The organism is Allobosea sp. 05T422_2 (assembly GCF_056396265.1).
The window spans coordinates 1-15,623 of the sequence record NZ_JBFTLD010000148.1; the positions used below are offsets into that span (position 1 = coordinate 1).

Genomic DNA, 15,623 nt, shown 5'->3' on the forward strand with positions numbered 1-15,623 from the left:
CTATAATCGTTTGGCCGCGTTCTATGGATTGGCACGCAAGGAGATGCGGCAAGCATCCCGGGAACGCTGCTTTTTGATAGCTAGAAACTATCACGTAGTTGGAACAAACGATTTGAAATCGTTCCAGCCTTGGCCACCCTGACCACAAGCATGACGGCCGGTTCAACGGCCCGCTTGGAGGAAATATGGCTGAGTTTCCGGCATGGGACCGGGACGAAGCACGTCGAATCGTCGGCGGGCTCGTTCATTTGGAAGGCGCAACCCTGCCCATCCTRCACGCGCTGCAGGAGGAGTTCGGCTATATCGACGCCGAGGCCGTTCCGCTGATCTCGGAAGCGTTGAATCTGTCGCGGGCCGAGGTTCATGGCACGATCAGCTTCTATCACGACTTCCGGTCCGAGCCGCCGCCGCGCCGCGTCGTCAAGCTGTGCCGGGCCGAGGCCTGCCAGGCGCTCGGCTGCGAAGACCTCGTCGCGCATCTTGCCCAGGCGGGCGGCATCGCGGTCGATMACGCGTCTCCCGACAGCCCCGTCGCGGTCGAGACCGTCTATTGCCTCGGCAATTGCGCACTCGGGCCCTCGGCCCTGGTGGATGGCGAACTGATCGGGCGCGTCGACGCAGCGCGCCTGCTTGCGCTTTGCGAGACGCAGCCCGGCTCGAGGGGGCAGCGATGAGCCAGGAGTTCACCAACAGCCCGCCCCCCGGCATCCGCGTCTTCGTGCCGATCGATGCGGCYGCCCTGTCGGTCGGCGCCGAAGCGGTCGCGCAGGCGATCCTGCGAGAAGCCGCGGAGCGCGGCATCGAGATCGAACTCGTCCGCAATGGTTCGCGCGGCCTGCTCTGGCTGGAACCGATGGTCGAGGTTGAAACCAGCGAGGGCCGCGTCGCCTATGGCCCGGTCACCGCGGCAGGGGTAGCCGGCCTGTTCGATGCAGGCTTCATGCATGGCGATGCGCATACGCTGCGGCTTGGCCCGGTCGCCGAACTCGACTGGATGAAGCGCCAGCAACGCCTGACCTTCGAGCGTGTCGGCGTCACCGATCCGCTCTCCCTGCCGGAATATCGCGCCCATGGCGGCCTGGCCGGATTGCAGTCGGCGCTCGCGCTTCAGCCGGCCGAGATCGTCGAGACGGTTCGCGCGTCGGGCCTGCGCGGCCGGGGCGGCGCCGGGTTCCCGACCGGGATCAAATGGAAGACCGTCCAGGACGCCAGGGCCGATCAGAAATATATCGTCTGCAATGCCGATGAGGGCGATTCCGGCACATTTGCCGATCGCATGCTCATCGAGGGCGACCCCYTCCTCCTGATCGAGGGCATGGTGATCGCGGCAATCGCCGTCGGCGCGACGCGTGGCTACATCTATCTGCGCTCGGAATATCCGCATGCCTATCGCACACTCTGCCGCGCCATTCTGAAGGCGGAGCATGCCGGCCTGCTCGGCGACTCGGTCCTCGGTTCCGGACATGCTTTCCACCTCGAGGCCCGGCTCGGGGCCGGCGCCTATATCTGCGGCGAGGAGACGKCGCTGCTCGAAAGCCTGGAAGGAAAGCGGGCGATCGTCCGGGCCAAGCCGCCCCTGCCTGCGCTGCAAGGCCTGTTCGGCAAGCCGACGATCGTCAACAACGTGCTGTCCTTCGCGGCCGTGCCCTGGATCCTGGCCCATGGCGCCCAGGCCTATGCTGATTTCGGCATGGGTCGCTCGCGCGGCACGCTGCCGGTGCAACTCGGCGGCAATGTCAGACGTGGCGGGCTGATCGAACTCGCCTTCGGCATCTCGCTGCGGGAGATCATCGAGGGCTTTGGTGGCGGCACACTGAGCGGCCGGCCGATCCGCGCCGTCCAGGTTGGCGGTCCGCTCGGCGCCTATCTGACTGCGAGCCAACTCGACACGCCGATGGATTACGAGGCGCTGGCGGCCAGCCGGGCGATGCTTGGCCATGGCGGCATCGTCGTGTTCGACGACACGGTCGACATGGCCAAGCAGGCGCGCTTCGCCTTCGCGTTCTGCGCCAAGGAAAGCTGCGGCAAGTGCACGCCCTGCCGCATTGGCGCGACGCGCGGCGTCGAGGTGATGGACCGCATCATCGCAGGCCACGAGCGCCCGAAGAACATCGCCGTGCTGCGCGATCTTTCGCGCCTGATGACCGACGCCTCGCTCTGCGCGATGGGCGGCCTGACCCCCATGCCGGTGCTGAGCGCGCTGAACCATTTTTCCGAGGATTTCGACCGGCCACCGCTGCCGATGGCCGCCGAATGAGGAGCATCTGATGAGCCTGATCAAGGAGATCGATTTCGGGACGCCGATCCGCGTGGCGGAGAAGCTGGTCACGCTGACGGTCGACGGGCAGAGCGTCACGGTGCCGGCCGGCACCTCCGTCATGGCGGCGGCAATGAGCCTCGGCACCAAGATCCCGAAGCTCTGCGCCACCGATACGCTCGAACCCTTCGGCTCGTGCCGGCTCTGCCTCGTCGAGATCGAGGGGCGGCGCGGCACTCCGGCCTCCTGCACCACACCGGCCGAGGACGGCATGGTGGTCAGGACGCAGAGCGAGCAACTCTCGACGCTGCGCAAGGGCGTGATGGAGCTCTACATCTCCGATCATCCGCTGGACTGCCTGACCTGTTCGGCCAATGGCGACTGCGAATTGCAGGACATGGCCGGCGCCGTCGGCCTGCGCGAGGTGCGCTATGGCTATGAGGGTGAGAACCACGTCTTCGCGAAGCAGGACGGCGCGGCCAACGCGCTGTTCCTCGGCAAGGACGCTTCGAACCCCTATTTCACCTATGACCCGTCGAAATGCATCGTCTGCAACCGCTGCGTCCGCGCCTGCGAAGAGGTGCAGGGCACATTCGCACTGACGATCACCGGACGCGGCTTCGAGTCGCGCGTCGCGGCCGGCCCAACCGACTTCCTCGGCTCCGAATGCGTCTCCTGCGGCGCCTGCGTCCAGGCCTGCCCGACCGCGACCCTGATGGAAAACTCCGTCATCGCGATGGGCCAGCCGGAGCATTCCAAGGTCACGACCTGCGCCTATTGCGGCGTCGGCTGCTCGTTCAAGGCCGAGATGCAGGGCGACCGCGTCGTGCGGATGGTTCCCTACAAGGACGGCAAGGCGAACGAGGGACATTCCTGCGTCAAGGGCCGCTTCGCCTGGGGCTATGCGAACCACAAGGACCGCATCACCCAGCCGATGATCCGCGAGAAGATCACCGATCCCTGGCGCGAGGTGTCCTGGAAGGAGGCGATCGGCTACGCGGCGTCCGAGTTCAAGCGGATTCAGGCCAGCTACGGGCGGGAATCGGTTGGTGCGATCACCTCGTCCCGCTGCACCAATGAAGAGGTCTTCCTCGTCCAGAAGCTGGTGCGCGCCGCGTTCCGCAACAACAATGTCGATACCTGCGCCCGCGTCTGCCACTCGCCGACCGGCTACGGTCTGAAGACGACATTTGGCACCTCCGCCGGTACCCAGGACTTCAAGTCGGTGGCCRAGGCGGATGTCATCATCGTCATCGGTGCAAACCCGACCGACGGTCACCCGGTTTTCGCCTCGCGGATGAAGAAGCGCCTGCGCGAGGGCGCCAAGCTGATCGTCGCCGATCCGCGCCGGATCGACCTCGTGAAGTCGCCGCACATCAAGGCCGAGCATCACCTCCAGCTCAGGCCCGGCACCAATGTCGCGCTGATCAATGCGATTGCCCATGTCGTGGTCACCGAGGGGCTGATCGACGAGGATTATGTCCGCGAGCGCTGCGACCTCACCGATTTCGAGATCTGGGCCCGCTTCATCGCCGAAGAGCGCAACTCGCCCGAGGCGAGCGAGGAATTCACCGGCGTGCCGGCGACCGAGGTCCGCGCCGCCGCGCGCCTCTTCGCGACCGGCGGCAATGGTGCGATCTATTACGGGCTCGGCGTCACCGAGCACAGCCAGGGCTCGACCACCGTCATGGCGATGGCGAACCTCGCGATGGCCACCGGCAATATCGGCCGCGAGGGCGTCGGCATCAATCCGCTGCGCGGCCAGAACAATGTCCAGGGCTCCTGCGACATGGGGTCGTTCCCGCATGAGTTCTCCGGCTATCGCCATGTCTCCGACGATGCGACCCGCCAGATCTTCGAGATGATGTGGGGCGTGCCGCTCGAGACCGAGCCGGGCCTGCGCATTCCCAACATGCTCGACGAGGCGGTCGGGGGCACGTTCAAGGGGCTCTATGTCCAGGGCGAGGACATTGCGCAGTCCGATCCCAACACCCAGCACGTCACGGCGGGTCTCGCTGCGATGGAATGCGTCGTCATCCAGGATCTCTTCCTGAATGAGACGGCGAAATACGCCCATGTCTTCCTGCCGGGCTCGTCCTTCCTGGAGAAGGACGGCACCTTCACCAATGCCGAACGCCGGATCAACCGCGTCCGCCAGGTCATGGCGCCGCTCTCGGGCAAGTCGGAATGGCAGGTCACGATCGATCTCGCCAATGCGCTCGGCTATGACATGGCCTACGCCCATCCCAGCGAGATCATGGACGAGATCGCGCGACTGACGCCAAGCTTCGCCGGGGTGAGCTATGACAAGCTCGACAAGCAAGGCTCGGTGCAATGGCCCTGCAACGAGAAAGCCCCGAACGGCACGCCACTGATGCATGTCGACCGCTTCGTGCGCGGCAAGGGCAAGTTCATGATCACGGAATACGTGCCGACGCAGGAGCGCACCGGCCCGCGCTTCCCACTGATCCTGACGACCGGCCGCATTCTCTCGCAGTACAATGTCGGGGCTCAGACGCGCCGGACCGAGAATTCGATCTGGCACGATGAGGATGTGCTCGAAATTCACCCATTCGACGCGGAGAACCGCGGCATCCAGACGGGCGATCTGATCTCGCTTGCCAGCCGCTCGGGCGATATCGCATTGCGGGCCGAGGTCTCGGAACGCATGCAACCGGGCGTGGTCTACACGACCTTCCACCATGCCTCGACCGGCGCCAACGTCATCACCACCGATTATTCGGACTGGGCGACGAACTGCCCGGAATACAAGGTCACGGCCGTCGAGGTTCGGCGCACCAATTACTATTCGCAATGGCAGGAGCGGAACCGGGAGGAAGACGTTTCGCTCAGGCTGATCGCGGGCAGGTTGCCGGATGCCGCAGAATAGTTCGCCCGCCCAGTCCCCGGCCTCCTGCGCCGTCCAGGTCGAACCGCTGCGGTTCGACTCAGGCCCGCAGCCGTTCGCGATCGCCGAGGTCCCGGTCGAGACGCCGGTGAACGTCGTCTATGGCACCCTGCCCTATGCGGTGATGATGGCGAGCCCGGCCGACCTGGAGGATTTCGTCGTCGGCTTCAGCCTGACCGAAGGCATCATCACCGGGGTTGAGGAGATCCGCGAGATCCGGGTCACGCCGCGGGAAGACGGCATCGTGGTCTCGGTCGATCTGGCGCCCGGCCGTTTCCGCGAGCATCTGGCCCGGCGTCGCAATCTCTCGGGCCGCACATCCTGCGGCTTGTGCGGCGTCGAAACCCTGGCCGAGCTGCCGGTCGCGGAGCGGCTGTCCCGCAGCCGCTCCGCGGTGACGCCTGCCGCCATCCGGGCTTCGCTCGCCGCATTGGAAGGCCACCAGCCCCTGCATCGCCTGACGCGCGCCGTCCATGCCGCGGCCTGGTGCGACGGCGAGGGCAAGATCCTGGCTGCACGCGAGGATGTCGGCCGTCACAATGCGCTGGACAAGCTGATCGGCGCCCGGCTTCGTGCCGGCCATGGCACCGATGACGGCTTCGTCCTCGTCACCAGTCGCGCCTCATTCGAGATGGTCGAGAAGGCCGCGATCTTCGGAGCCGGAACGCTGGTTTCGGTTTCGGCCCCGACATCCCTGGCGATCGAGCGGGCCAAGCGCCTCGGCCTCACCCTGGTCAGCATCGCGCGCAGCGATGCTGCCATGCTTTTCACTGGCACGCTCGCGCATGAGCGGGAGGCCCACACGTCATGAGCACGATAGGCAATACGCCCTCCTCGCATGCCGAAGCGGTGCTGGCAGGCAAAGGCGCCAAGCTCGCGCACATGGGCGGCCAGATCGCCGAGTTCTTCCAATCCTACCCGGACGAGCAGGCCGTGCCCGCGATCGCCGACCATATCAACCAGTTCTGGAGCCGGCGCATGCGCGACGACTTCATCGCAGCCTTCGCTGCAAACCCGTCCGGATTGCCACCGCTGCTGCGCAAGGCGCTGCCCAAGATTAAGGGCGCGCCCGCCGGACGCTGACATCTCTGCTGTTCACGGAATGCCACCGGCCCTTCGAGGGAAGGCCGGTGTCGGAAGAAGCCGGTGCGGAAACCGGCCAGGACGCCAAACGCTCGGGGAGAATGACTGGGATGAGCATCGCACAAGATCTGGGGCAAGTCGCACCGTCGCCCGGCCTGCTGGACCGGGAGCGGATCATCGCGACTGCGGGGTTCAATCGCTGGCTGGTGCCGCCTGCGGCGCTCTGCATCCATCTATGCATCGGCATGGCCTATGGTTTCAGCGTGTTCTGGCTGCCGCTCAGCCAAGCGATCGGCATMACCAAGCCCGTCGCCTGCGCGGCGGATGTCGGGCTGATCGGCTCGCTGTTCACGACGAGCTGCGACTGGAAGGTCGCCGATCTCGGCTGGATGTACACGCTGTTCTTCGTGCTGCTCGGCTCTTCGGCAGCGATCTGGGGTGGCTGGCTCGAACGCTCGGGCCCGCGCAAGGCTGCCTTCGTCTCGGCGCTGTGCTGGTGTGGCGGACTGCTGATCTCGGCCCTTGGCGTCTACACCCACCAGCTCTGGCTGATGTGGCTGGGCTCGGGCGTGATCGGCGGCATCGGACTTGGCCTTGGCTACATCTCTCCGGTTTCGACGCTGGTGAAGTGGTTCCCGGACCGGCGCGGCATGGCGACCGGCATGGCGATCATGGGTTTCGGCGGCGGCGCGATGATCGGCTCGCCTCTGGCTGACATCCTGATGAACTATTTCAAGACGCCGACCTCCGTCGGTGTCTGGCAAACCTTCGTCGTGATGGCCGTGATCTACTTCGCCTTCATGATGGCAGGTGCCTTCGGCTACCGCATTCCGCCCGCCGGCTGGCGCCCGGAAGGCTGGACGCCGCCGGCAACGCAGAACGCGATGATCACGTCCGGCCATGTCCATCTCAAGGACGCGCACAAGACGCGGCAATTCTGGCTGATCTGGGCGGTGCTCTGTCTCAACGTCTCCGCGGGCATCGGGGTGCTCGGCATGGCGTCACCCATGCTGCAGGAGATTTTCGCGGGATCGCTGATCGGCAAGCCCGAGATCGGCTTTGCCGCGCTCGATGCCGAGCAGAAGAAGCAGATCGCGACGATCGCCGCGGCCTTTGTCGGCCTGCTCTCGCTGTTCAACATCGTCGGCCGCTTCTTCTGGGCCTCGCTGTCGGACAAGCTCGGGCGCAAGCTGACCTATGCCACCTTCTTCGGCCTCGGCATGCTGCTCTACGGGCTCTCGCCCTGGGCGGCGCATGCCGGCTCGCTGGCGCTGTTCGTCGGCTTCTTCTGTATCATCCTGTCGATGTATGGCGGCGGCTTCGCGACGGTTCCGGCCTATCTCGCCGACATGTTCGGAACCCAGTTCGTCGGCGCGATCCACGGGCGCCTGCTGACGGCCTKGTCGACGGCCGGCATCGTCGGCCCGGTGGTCGTGAACTACATCCGCGAGGCGCAGATCAATGCGGGCGTGCCCCGTGCGCAGGTCTATGACCGGACGATGTATATTCTGGCCGGCATGCTGGTGCTGGGCTTTATCTGCAACCTGCTCGTGCGCCCCGTTGCGACGAAATGGTTCATGAAGGACGCGGAAGTCGCCGCCCTCCAGGCCAAGTCGGCCAATGCCAGCGCCAGCCTGCATTACGGCTCCTTCGGCATCGGTAAGGGCGGGCTCGACGGCACGGCGCTGCTCGCCTGGGCCGTCGTCGGCATCCCGATTGCCTGGGGTGTCTGGATCACCCTGTMCAAGTCGCTGGCGCTGTTCCGGTAACCGACAGGATTCGGACGTGACCGTCGAGGCCTGCGGCATGCCGCGGGCCTCGATCCGTTTGGGGCGTGCCGGCCAAGGAGACAGCTCTCCGCCCTCCCCGTTATTCAGACGGAAATACAATGCGATGTCTTGGCTTCTTCGTTAGAGTCATGAAGTAACGGTTGCGCGCAAATCGTCCTTCCCAKCGATGGCCTGGAAGAGTTGCGTGGACAACGACCTGCCCGGTCGGTTATATTCCAATGGATATAGCGAACTTCCTGATCGCGCGACCATTGGGTGCCATGCCGGACGACAGAGCGACCTCCCTCCCGGAACCAGCCGCGACGCTGGAAGCCAGGGCCTTGCAGGCCAGCGAGCTGTTCAAGGTCCTGGCTCACAAGAACCGGCTGAAGCTGCTCTATCTGCTTGCAGAGCAGGAACGCTCGGTCGCGGAACTCGAAACCGCCCTGTCCCTGAGCCAGGCCATGGTCTCCCAGCAGCTGACCCGCCTGCGGCTTCAAAGGATCGTGTCGACGCGCCGCGTCGGCCGGCGGATCTTCTACCGCCTGAACGACCGCGGCGTCGGCGCCGTGATCGCGGCCACCCTCGATGCGACGGCTGCGCATTGGACGAAAGCTCACGCCTGATCGAGGCGCGCGCAAAGGCCGGTCTAGTCCTGCTACGCGCCGGACAAGGGCCGTTCCGCCATTTCCGTTGCGACCGGCCCGTCGATCKGCGTGTCGTAGGTCATCAGGATATAGCCGAGCACGGAATAGAATCCGACGGTCGCGATCAGGTCGAAGACCGCCTTGCGCCCGAATGCCTCCGCAAGCTCGGCCTCGAGTTCGGCCGGCAGGCGGCGCTGATCGAAGAGCGCGTCGACAGCGCGGGCGACCAGCCCGTCCTCGCCCTCCGGCATCCCGCGCATCGCGGCGATACGCGCATCGCTCATCCCCAAAACCCGGGACCGGCTGACATGATGGGCCCATTCATAGGGCGAGCCCATCCGGTGCGCGGCGCGCAGGATAACCAGCTCCGAACGCACGGCGCCGAGCGCGCTGTCCCTCACCACATGCTGGCGTAGCGCAGCCCAGGCCTTCAGCAGCTCCGGATGATGGGCCATCGTCCGGTAGACATTGAGCGCGCCGGCAAAACCGGTTCGCATCTCGGCAATCTGGTCCGGCCAGCCGGCGTCAGTGATCGGTGGGCAAGGAGAGTTCGTCATTGTCAATCTCGTTGAAGGCAGCGCCGGAGGATGCCGGTTCTGAAAATCACTGGCCCGAAAAAGTTCCGGTTTTTGGGACCGATGCAAACACGGAAAGGCTGAAGCATCGGGCCAGTCAGCTGCGCACCGCTGCCTCGATCGCCGCGCCGATCCGCTCGACGATAAGGTCGATCTCGTCAGGCTGGATGATATAGGGCGGTGCAAGCAGCACATGGTCGCCGAGCCGCCCGTCCACTGTGCCACCCATCGGATAGCTCATCAGGCCGCGCGCCATCGCCTCCTTCTTGATCCGGGCATGCAGATTCAGGGCCGGATCGAAGGGGGCCTTGGTTTCCTTGTCCGCAACGATCTCGATGCCGCGGAACAGACCGCGCCCGCGGATGTCGCCGACATGGGCGTGCTGGCCGAGCCGTGCGTCGAGCCCAGCCTGCAGGCGCTCGCCCATCAGGCGGACGTGTCCCATCATTTCCGGCTGCGAGATGATCTCGACGACCTTGTTCGCCGCCGCCGCCGCGAGCGGGTGGCAGATATAGGTATGACCATGCTGGAACAGCCCTGAGCCCTGGGCGAAGGCGTCATAGATCCGCTGCGACAGCAGCACGGCGCCGATCGGCTGATAGCCACCCCCCAGCCCCTTGGCGATGGTGGCGAGGTCGGGCGAGATGCCGTCCTGCTCGCAGGCGAACATCGTGCCGGTGCGGCCCATGCCGCACATCACCTCGTCGAGGATCAGCAGCACGCCGTATTTGTCGCAGACGCGGCGCACCCTCGCGAAATAGTCCGCGACCGGCCCGACAGCTCCCAGCGTTGCGCCGACCACCGGCTCAGCTACGAAGGCGATCACCTCTTCGGCGCCGAGTTCGAGGATCTTCGCCTCCAGTTCGTCGGCGAGCCGTTCGGCATAGGCTTCGGACGTCTCGCCTGGCCTAAGGTCACGATAGGCATAGCAGGGCGAGACATGGTGGCTCTGTGGCAGGATCGGCTGGAACTGCGCCCGCCGCCAGGCATTGCCGCCGGCCGCGAGCGCGCCGAGCGTATTGCCGTGATAGCTCTGCCGGCGGGCGATGAAATGGCGGCGCTGCGGCTGGCCGATTTCGACGAAATATTGCCGCGCCATCTTGAGCGCCGCTTCGACCGCCTCCGAACCGCCCGAGACGAGATAGACGTAGTCCAGCCCTGCTGGCGCCAGGTCGATCAGGCGCTCCGCAAGCTCTTCCGCGACATCGGTGGTGAAGAAGGAGGTGTGGGCATAGCTGATGCGGTCCATCTGGGCGCGCATCGCCGCAAGCACCTCCGGGTGGCCATGGCCGAGGCAGGAGACGGCGGCCCCACCGGAACCGTCGATATAGCTGCGCCCCTCGGCATCCGTGATCGTGATGCCCTGCCCCGCAACCGCTCGCGGTAGCCGCCCATTCAGGGAGCGATGAAGAATCCTGGTCATCCTGGCTTCCGGGTTAGCGTGGCCCCGCCGCCCTCACCGCGGCCTGCAATTCATGGCACAGGGCAGCAATCGGCGCACGTCGCCAGACACCGGTGCCAACAGAGTATCCTGCGGCGCGACGCGCCATACTCTTGTTGAGCACCGAGTCCTGAAGGTCTCTCTGTATGTATTGCGAAAGAGGGGCCTCGCGCCCGCGCTGCTGGCGATATCAGGGTGCTCTTGGCGGCATCCCCGGCGCATCTGCGCCCGCATTTTCCCTCTTCCGGGCGAGCACCTGTTCCGCATCGGCGCCCGGCCGTATTCATGACCGGCGCACCAACGGCAGGTCATAGCTGACGTTACGTAGGCGTCCCTTGAAAGCACAAAGGAAGTGCTTTATATCCTCGGCATGGTTTCGCGCTATCAGTCGACCATGAGCTACGTCCTGGACCCCTCGCCGGACGACATGCGCGCGATCCGCGCAACGCTCGCGGATTATGCCGAGATGATGCGCATTCTCGACGAGATCGAACGGGATCGCGGCGCCAGTGCGAATCTCGTCGCCTTGCACGAGCAGGCTTACGCCACCATCCGCGAACAGACGCGGTTACCGGCGCGGCTGGTGACGCTCGGCCTGCGGGATCACGCCGGCCGAACCAGTGGAACCGTCGTCGCCGACCTGCCGCTGGATGGGCGGCTCTATGCCATCAAGACCCCCACACATCTGAGCCTCTCCACCATCGAGGGGCGCAGGCTCATTCCCTATTCTGTTGCCGGCTACGTACCGGGTTGGTCGGATCACGCCGAAGCACGGCTGGTGCTGCGGGATGACGAGTCTCTCATCCTCGTCGGCATCGCTGCTGCCATCACACCGAAGGAGACCGTCATGGCCACCGAAGGAATTTTATCGCGCATCGGGCGTATCATCGCAGGCGCCGCCCACGGCACCGTCGATGCCCTTGAAGGCGCCAACGCCATCGTCACCGTCGAGCAGTCGATCAGGGAGATCGACGCGGTCGCGGAGGATGCGCGGGCGGGCGCCGGCAAGGCACGCGCCGAAGAGCACCGCCTCAAGGCGAAGATCGCCGAGATCAACGACGAGATCGAGGATCTCGCAGGGAAGATCGAAGTCGGCCTGGYCAGCGGGCGCGAGGATCTGGTCACACCCGTCATCGGCCTGCAGATCGACCTGGAGGCACAGCGCTCGGCGCTGGAGACGGCGCTGGCCGAGGCTGCCGGCAAGATCGAGGAGGCGGGCAAGGCCCTCCAGGCTGTCAACTCCGCCCGGCAGGATGCCGTTGCCCGGCTCGCCGCCCTGAAGAAGAGCAAAGGCGCGGAGGATGCGAGCCAGGGCGTGAGTGCCTCGGTCCGCAATGACAACCGGCTGGCCCAATCGCTGAACGCGATCGAGCGCGTCACCGGTGTCTCCGGGCGGCCGGAGACAGGTGCCTCCGAGGTCGAGGAACTGGCCCGCCTGCAACGCGAGAGGGCAATCCAGGAGCGGCTGGCCCGCTATAAAGGGCACAGCGGTTCATGAGCGCACTGACTGCGCCGGGCCTCTATCCCTTCACGATCGCTGCGCTGATCCTCGTCGGCATCGTCGCCATCGAGATCCTCGCGATGGTCGTGGGGATGTCGATCTCGTCGCTGGTGAATGACGGGCTCTCCCATCACGGCGTCCATAGCGAGCACGGCCCGCTCGATGCCTGGATGTCTTGGCTCAACCGGGGCGGCGTGCCGCTGCTCGTGCTGATCATGATCTGGCTGGCCTCGTTCGCCATCGCCGGATTCGCCATTCAGGGCGTGGCCCAGGCGCTTCTTTCGCCGCTGCCGACACTGTTTGCGAGCCTGCTCGCCGTGATGGCGGCGCTGCCGATGACACGTGCGCTGTCGCGTTGGACGGCGCGGATTATCCCGGGCGATGAATCCAACGCCATCAGCCAGTCCGACCTGATCGGGCTGACCGGCACGGTGACGCTCGGCCCACTCGACCAGGGCAAGCCGGGACGGGTCCGCGTGAGGGACCTGCACGGCAACATCCACGTMCTGCGGGCAAAGGCCGCCGCAGGCCACCTCATCCCGCAAGGGGCGAGCGTTCTGGTGGTCGATGGTTCCAATGGGTTGTTCGAGGCCATTCCTGCGCCGGATGAGCTCGGCGCGCAGACCTGAAGCTGGGTAAGGGGAAATACGTTCATGGACTATGTTTCCGTCCTCACGATTGCCGGAACGGCGATTGTGCTCATCATCGGCATCGGCGTGGTCATGGCGGCGCTCTATACGCGCTCGACCCGGGACAAGGCCTATGTCCGTACCGGCCTAGGTGGCAAGCGGGTCGTCCTCGACGGCGGATCCGTGATCCTGCCGATCTTCCATTCCTATTCCTGGGTGCAGCTCAGCACGTTGCGCCTTGAAGTTCACCGCAGCGAAGGCGAGTCGCTGATCACGGCCGATCGCATGCGCGCCGACATTACCGCCGAGTTCTACGTGCGGGTGAAACCGGATGCGGACAATATCTCCCTGGCGGCGCAGACGCTGGGCGACCGCACCAACAATGCCGACCTGCTGAAGACCCTCGTGGAAGCCAAGTTCGTCGACGGGCTGCGCTCGGTTGCCGCGACCATGAGCCTGAAGGACCTGCAGGAAAAGCGCTCTGACTTCGTGAAGGCGGTGCAGGATGCCGTCGCGGCCGACCTGCAATCCAACGGCCTCGAGCTTGAATCCGTCTCGCTCACGCGGCTCGACCAGACCGACATCAAGCATTTCAACCCCAACAACACTTTCGACGCCGAGGGTTTGACCGCGCTGACCCGCGTCACCGAGGAGCGGCGCCGCGAACGCAACGAGATCGTGCGCGAGAACGAGGTGGCCATCGCGACGAAGGACCGTGAGGCAACGCTGCAGCGCCTGACGATCGAGCGCGAGCAACGCGACGCCGAACTCAACCAGCAGCGCGACATCGTCAACAAGACGGCAKAGACGCGCGCGGAACAGGCCCGTGCGGAGCAGGCCGCACGCCTGGCCGAGGAGACGGCCCGGCTCGAGACCGAACGTGGCGTCGCCAAGAACGAGGCAGAGGCGCGCCAGGCCAAGGAGACCGCCCGCATCACGGCCGAGCGCGGCATCGCCGAAAGCGCGGCCGAAGCGACGCGCATCACCGAGACAGCCAGGATCGACGCCGCCATCGCCGTTGCACAGAAGAGCGAAGCCGAGTCACAGGCCAAGGCCAAGGCGGAGGAAGCCAAGGCGGCAGCCGTCACCGCCGAGGAGCAGGTCGCGACCGCGCGCGCCGTCGAGGTCGCCGAACGCGCCAAGAAGATCGCCGTCATCGACGCTCGCAAGGATGCCGAGCAGGCCGCAACCGGTATCACGGTCAAGGCCGAGGCCGAACGCGAGGCCGCCGAGAATCTCGCTGCGGCCATGCTGACCAAGGCACAGGCCGAGGCCGAGGCCGCCAAGGTTCGTGCGGGCGGCATCATCGAACTCGGCGAGGCGGAGGCGAAGCGCGAGCGTGCGCTCAACGAAGCCCGCAATTCGCTCTCGCCGCAGATGGTCGATTTCGAGCTGACGAAGCAGCGCATCGCCGTCATTCCCGAAGCTCTCGCGCAGGTGATGAAGCCGATCGAGAAGATCTCCGACATCAAGATCTTCAGTGCGGGCGGCCTGCTCGGCGCCATGGGCGCTGGCGGCGCAGGATCGGCCGGACATGGCGGCCCGATCGCGGACCTCAGCAGCCAGCTCCTCAGCTATGGCGCGCAAAAGCCGATCGTCGATGCGATACTGGCCCAGGCCGGCTTCGCAGGCGATGATCCGGTGCATGCCTTACTCAACGGAACGCAACGCCCGACCGCGCTTCCCGCAGCCGAAGGCGGGGCGGCGTAAGCGACCTTTGCGCCGCGCAGCCCTTGCGAGCGCCGCTCGGTCGAGGGGCACAAGGCGGCGGCTCAAGCGTCCGGCTTTGACCGCCCCTCCCTCAGAGGCCGGGAGCCTGATCGACAAGCGTCAACCGGGGGATTTTGGTCCCCCGGCCGATGATCGCGCCGGGCGCGATGACCGCGTTCGCGCCGACCCGCACGTGGTCCCCGACGAGCGCCCCGAACTTCTCGACGCCGGGCTCGACGACCCCTCCGCCAAAGACGAAGCGAATAGCCTTCGTCTCCCATTCGTTACGGTGGTTCGCGATGATCGCACCCGCTTCGAGATTGACGTCCGCACCCAGGATCGAGTCGCCGACGAAGTTGAAATGCGCGAGCGTGGCCCCCTGGAACAGGAAGCTCGACTTGAGCTCGCATCCGGGCCCGATGATGCAGCCCTCGTCCAGGAACACGCCGCCACGCAGATAGGCGCCGGCGGCCAGGAAGCAGCCCGGCCCGATGATCGCGGGCCCCTTCAGGACAGCCCCGCTCTCGATCGTCGCGGTCCGGTGCACCGCGATATCGCCTTCACGCCTGTAATCGTCATTAAGAGCGCTGAGCGCCGCTCCGACCAGTTCCGCGGCCCTCTGGGTGATCTGCCAGGCGTGTTGAGCGTCCTGCCGGAATGGCGAAACCGGCCAAAGCGCGACGAATTTCTCGATCCGCAGATCGGCAGACATGGCGTCTCCTCACTCTCTCGATCCCTTCGCTGGCCGAGGTCAGCATCGCAACGCCAATTGCCGTTGATGTGCAGCCGCGAGCCATGCAACACTTTGTATTCAGACCGGACCGAGGACGCTTGGTGTATTTCTCCGCGCATAGTACCGGGCGACAACAGGGTTAGACGATCCCGCTTCGTCTAACGGCAGGACACCTGATTTTGGCTCAGGGAATTGTGGTTCGAATCCATGAGCGGGAACCACCCCAAATACATCGTCAGCCGGCATTCCCGGTTTCCKGATTTGACCGCGTTCCGAACAATCGTGAACGAAACCCCACCCCCTTGCCCGCTGGCCAGGACATGCTGACGCTCGACCATCTCACCGTGATTGCGCCGACGCTGGTCGAAGG

Annotated in this window: 13 protein-coding genes and 1 tRNA gene; 11 read left to right on the top strand and 3 right to left on the bottom strand. The window is 65.5% G+C overall.

The window, feature by feature from the left end; translation table 11 throughout:
- Positions 1-185 precede the first annotated feature (185 nt).
- From AC1DJT_RS22610 to AC1DJT_RS22640, 7 genes are all read left to right on the top strand, one after another.
- Positions 186-674, top strand: a complete 489-nt coding sequence (locus AC1DJT_RS22610) for an NAD(P)H-dependent oxidoreductase subunit E (protein ID WP_476834906.1) — start codon at positions 186-188, stop codon at positions 672-674.
- Complete coding sequence (locus tag AC1DJT_RS22615; RefSeq protein ID WP_476834907.1) at positions 671-2,257, top strand: formate dehydrogenase beta subunit; 1,587 nt, start codon at positions 671-673, stop codon at positions 2,255-2,257. The genes AC1DJT_RS22610 and AC1DJT_RS22615 overlap by 4 nt, the downstream gene beginning before the upstream one ends.
- Positions 2,258-2,267: 10 nt before the next feature.
- Positions 2,268-5,147, top strand: coding sequence for a formate dehydrogenase subunit alpha (gene fdhF, locus AC1DJT_RS22620; protein ID WP_476834908.1), 2,880 nt, complete (start codon positions 2,268-2,270; stop codon positions 5,145-5,147).
- Positions 5,134-5,976, top strand: a complete 843-nt coding sequence (fdhD, locus tag AC1DJT_RS22625; RefSeq protein ID WP_441507730.1) for a formate dehydrogenase accessory sulfurtransferase FdhD — start codon at positions 5,134-5,136, stop codon at positions 5,974-5,976. The genes fdhF and fdhD overlap by 14 nt, the downstream gene beginning before the upstream one ends.
- Positions 5,973-6,248, top strand: a complete 276-nt coding sequence (locus AC1DJT_RS22630) for a formate dehydrogenase subunit delta (RefSeq protein WP_441507729.1) — start codon at positions 5,973-5,975, stop codon at positions 6,246-6,248. The genes fdhD and AC1DJT_RS22630 overlap by 4 nt, the downstream gene beginning before the upstream one ends.
- A 110-nt stretch (positions 6,249-6,358) precedes the next feature.
- Positions 6,359-8,017: an OFA family MFS transporter gene (locus AC1DJT_RS22635; RefSeq protein ID WP_476834909.1), complete on the top strand. Its 1,659-nt coding sequence runs from the start codon at positions 6,359-6,361 to the stop codon at positions 8,015-8,017.
- A gap of 239 nt (positions 8,018-8,256) precedes the next feature.
- Positions 8,257-8,643, top strand: a complete 387-nt coding sequence (locus tag AC1DJT_RS22640) for an ArsR/SmtB family transcription factor (protein WP_441507727.1) — start codon at positions 8,257-8,259, stop codon at positions 8,641-8,643.
- A gap of 32 nt (positions 8,644-8,675) precedes the next feature.
- On the opposite strand, the gene AC1DJT_RS22645 is transcribed toward AC1DJT_RS22640, so the two are convergent.
- Both AC1DJT_RS22645 and AC1DJT_RS22650 read right to left on the bottom strand, forming a co-directional pair.
- Entirely contained in the window at positions 8,676-9,221 is a 546-nt protein-coding gene (locus AC1DJT_RS22645) for a carboxymuconolactone decarboxylase family protein (RefSeq protein ID WP_476834910.1), read from the bottom strand.
- Between the two features lie 115 nt (positions 9,222-9,336).
- Positions 9,337-10,662, bottom strand: coding sequence for an aspartate aminotransferase family protein (locus tag AC1DJT_RS22650; RefSeq protein ID WP_441508205.1), 1,326 nt, complete (start codon positions 10,660-10,662; stop codon positions 9,337-9,339).
- Between the two features lie 370 nt (positions 10,663-11,032).
- On the opposite strand from AC1DJT_RS22650, the gene AC1DJT_RS22655 reads away from it, so the two are divergent.
- The 3 genes from AC1DJT_RS22655 to AC1DJT_RS22665 are packed head-to-tail and all read left to right on the top strand — an operon-like array spanning position 11,033 to position 14,520.
- Positions 11,033-12,178 (top strand): PspA/IM30 family protein, encoded by a 1,146-nt coding sequence (locus tag AC1DJT_RS22655; protein WP_476834911.1) that lies wholly within the window; start codon positions 11,033-11,035, stop codon positions 12,176-12,178.
- Complete coding sequence (locus AC1DJT_RS22660; RefSeq protein ID WP_476769892.1) at positions 12,175-12,810, top strand: OB-fold-containig protein; 636 nt, start codon at positions 12,175-12,177, stop codon at positions 12,808-12,810. Before AC1DJT_RS22655 ends, AC1DJT_RS22660 begins: the two co-directional genes overlap by 4 nt.
- Before the next feature lie 24 nt (positions 12,811-12,834).
- Positions 12,835-14,520: a flotillin family protein gene (locus AC1DJT_RS22665; RefSeq protein ID WP_476834912.1), complete on the top strand. Its 1,686-nt coding sequence runs from the start codon at positions 12,835-12,837 to the stop codon at positions 14,518-14,520.
- 91 nt (positions 14,521-14,611) lie between these two features.
- Here AC1DJT_RS22665 and AC1DJT_RS22670 read toward each other — a convergent pair whose 3' ends face one another.
- Positions 14,612-15,232, bottom strand: coding sequence for an LbetaH domain-containing protein (locus tag AC1DJT_RS22670; protein WP_476769893.1), 621 nt, complete (start codon positions 15,230-15,232; stop codon positions 14,612-14,614).
- Positions 15,233-15,400: 168 nt separating this feature from the next.
- Here AC1DJT_RS22670 and AC1DJT_RS22675 point away from each other — a divergent pair.
- Positions 15,401-15,474 (top strand) — tRNA-Gln (locus AC1DJT_RS22675).
- Positions 15,475-15,623 lie beyond the last annotated feature (149 nt).

What these genes read in the sequence shown, in the direction of transcription:
- fdhD (WP_441507730.1), top strand. Translation starts at nt 5,134, where the DNA reads ATGCCGCAGAATAGTTCGCCCGCCCAGTCCCCGGCCTCCTGCGCCGTC.
- AC1DJT_RS22630 (WP_441507729.1), top strand. Translation starts at nt 5,973, where the DNA reads ATGAGCACGATAGGCAATACGCCCTCCTCGCATGCCGAAGCGGTGCTG.
- AC1DJT_RS22640 (WP_441507727.1), top strand. Translation starts at nt 8,257, where the DNA reads ATGGATATAGCGAACTTCCTGATCGCGCGACCATTGGGTGCCATGCCG.
- AC1DJT_RS22650 (WP_441508205.1), bottom strand. Translation starts at nt 10,662, where the DNA reads ATGACCAGGATTCTTCATCGCTCCCTGAATGGGCGGCTACCGCGAGCG.
- AC1DJT_RS22670 (WP_476769893.1), bottom strand. Translation starts at nt 15,232, where the DNA reads ATGTCTGCCGATCTGCGGATCGAGAAATTCGTCGCGCTTTGGCCGGTT.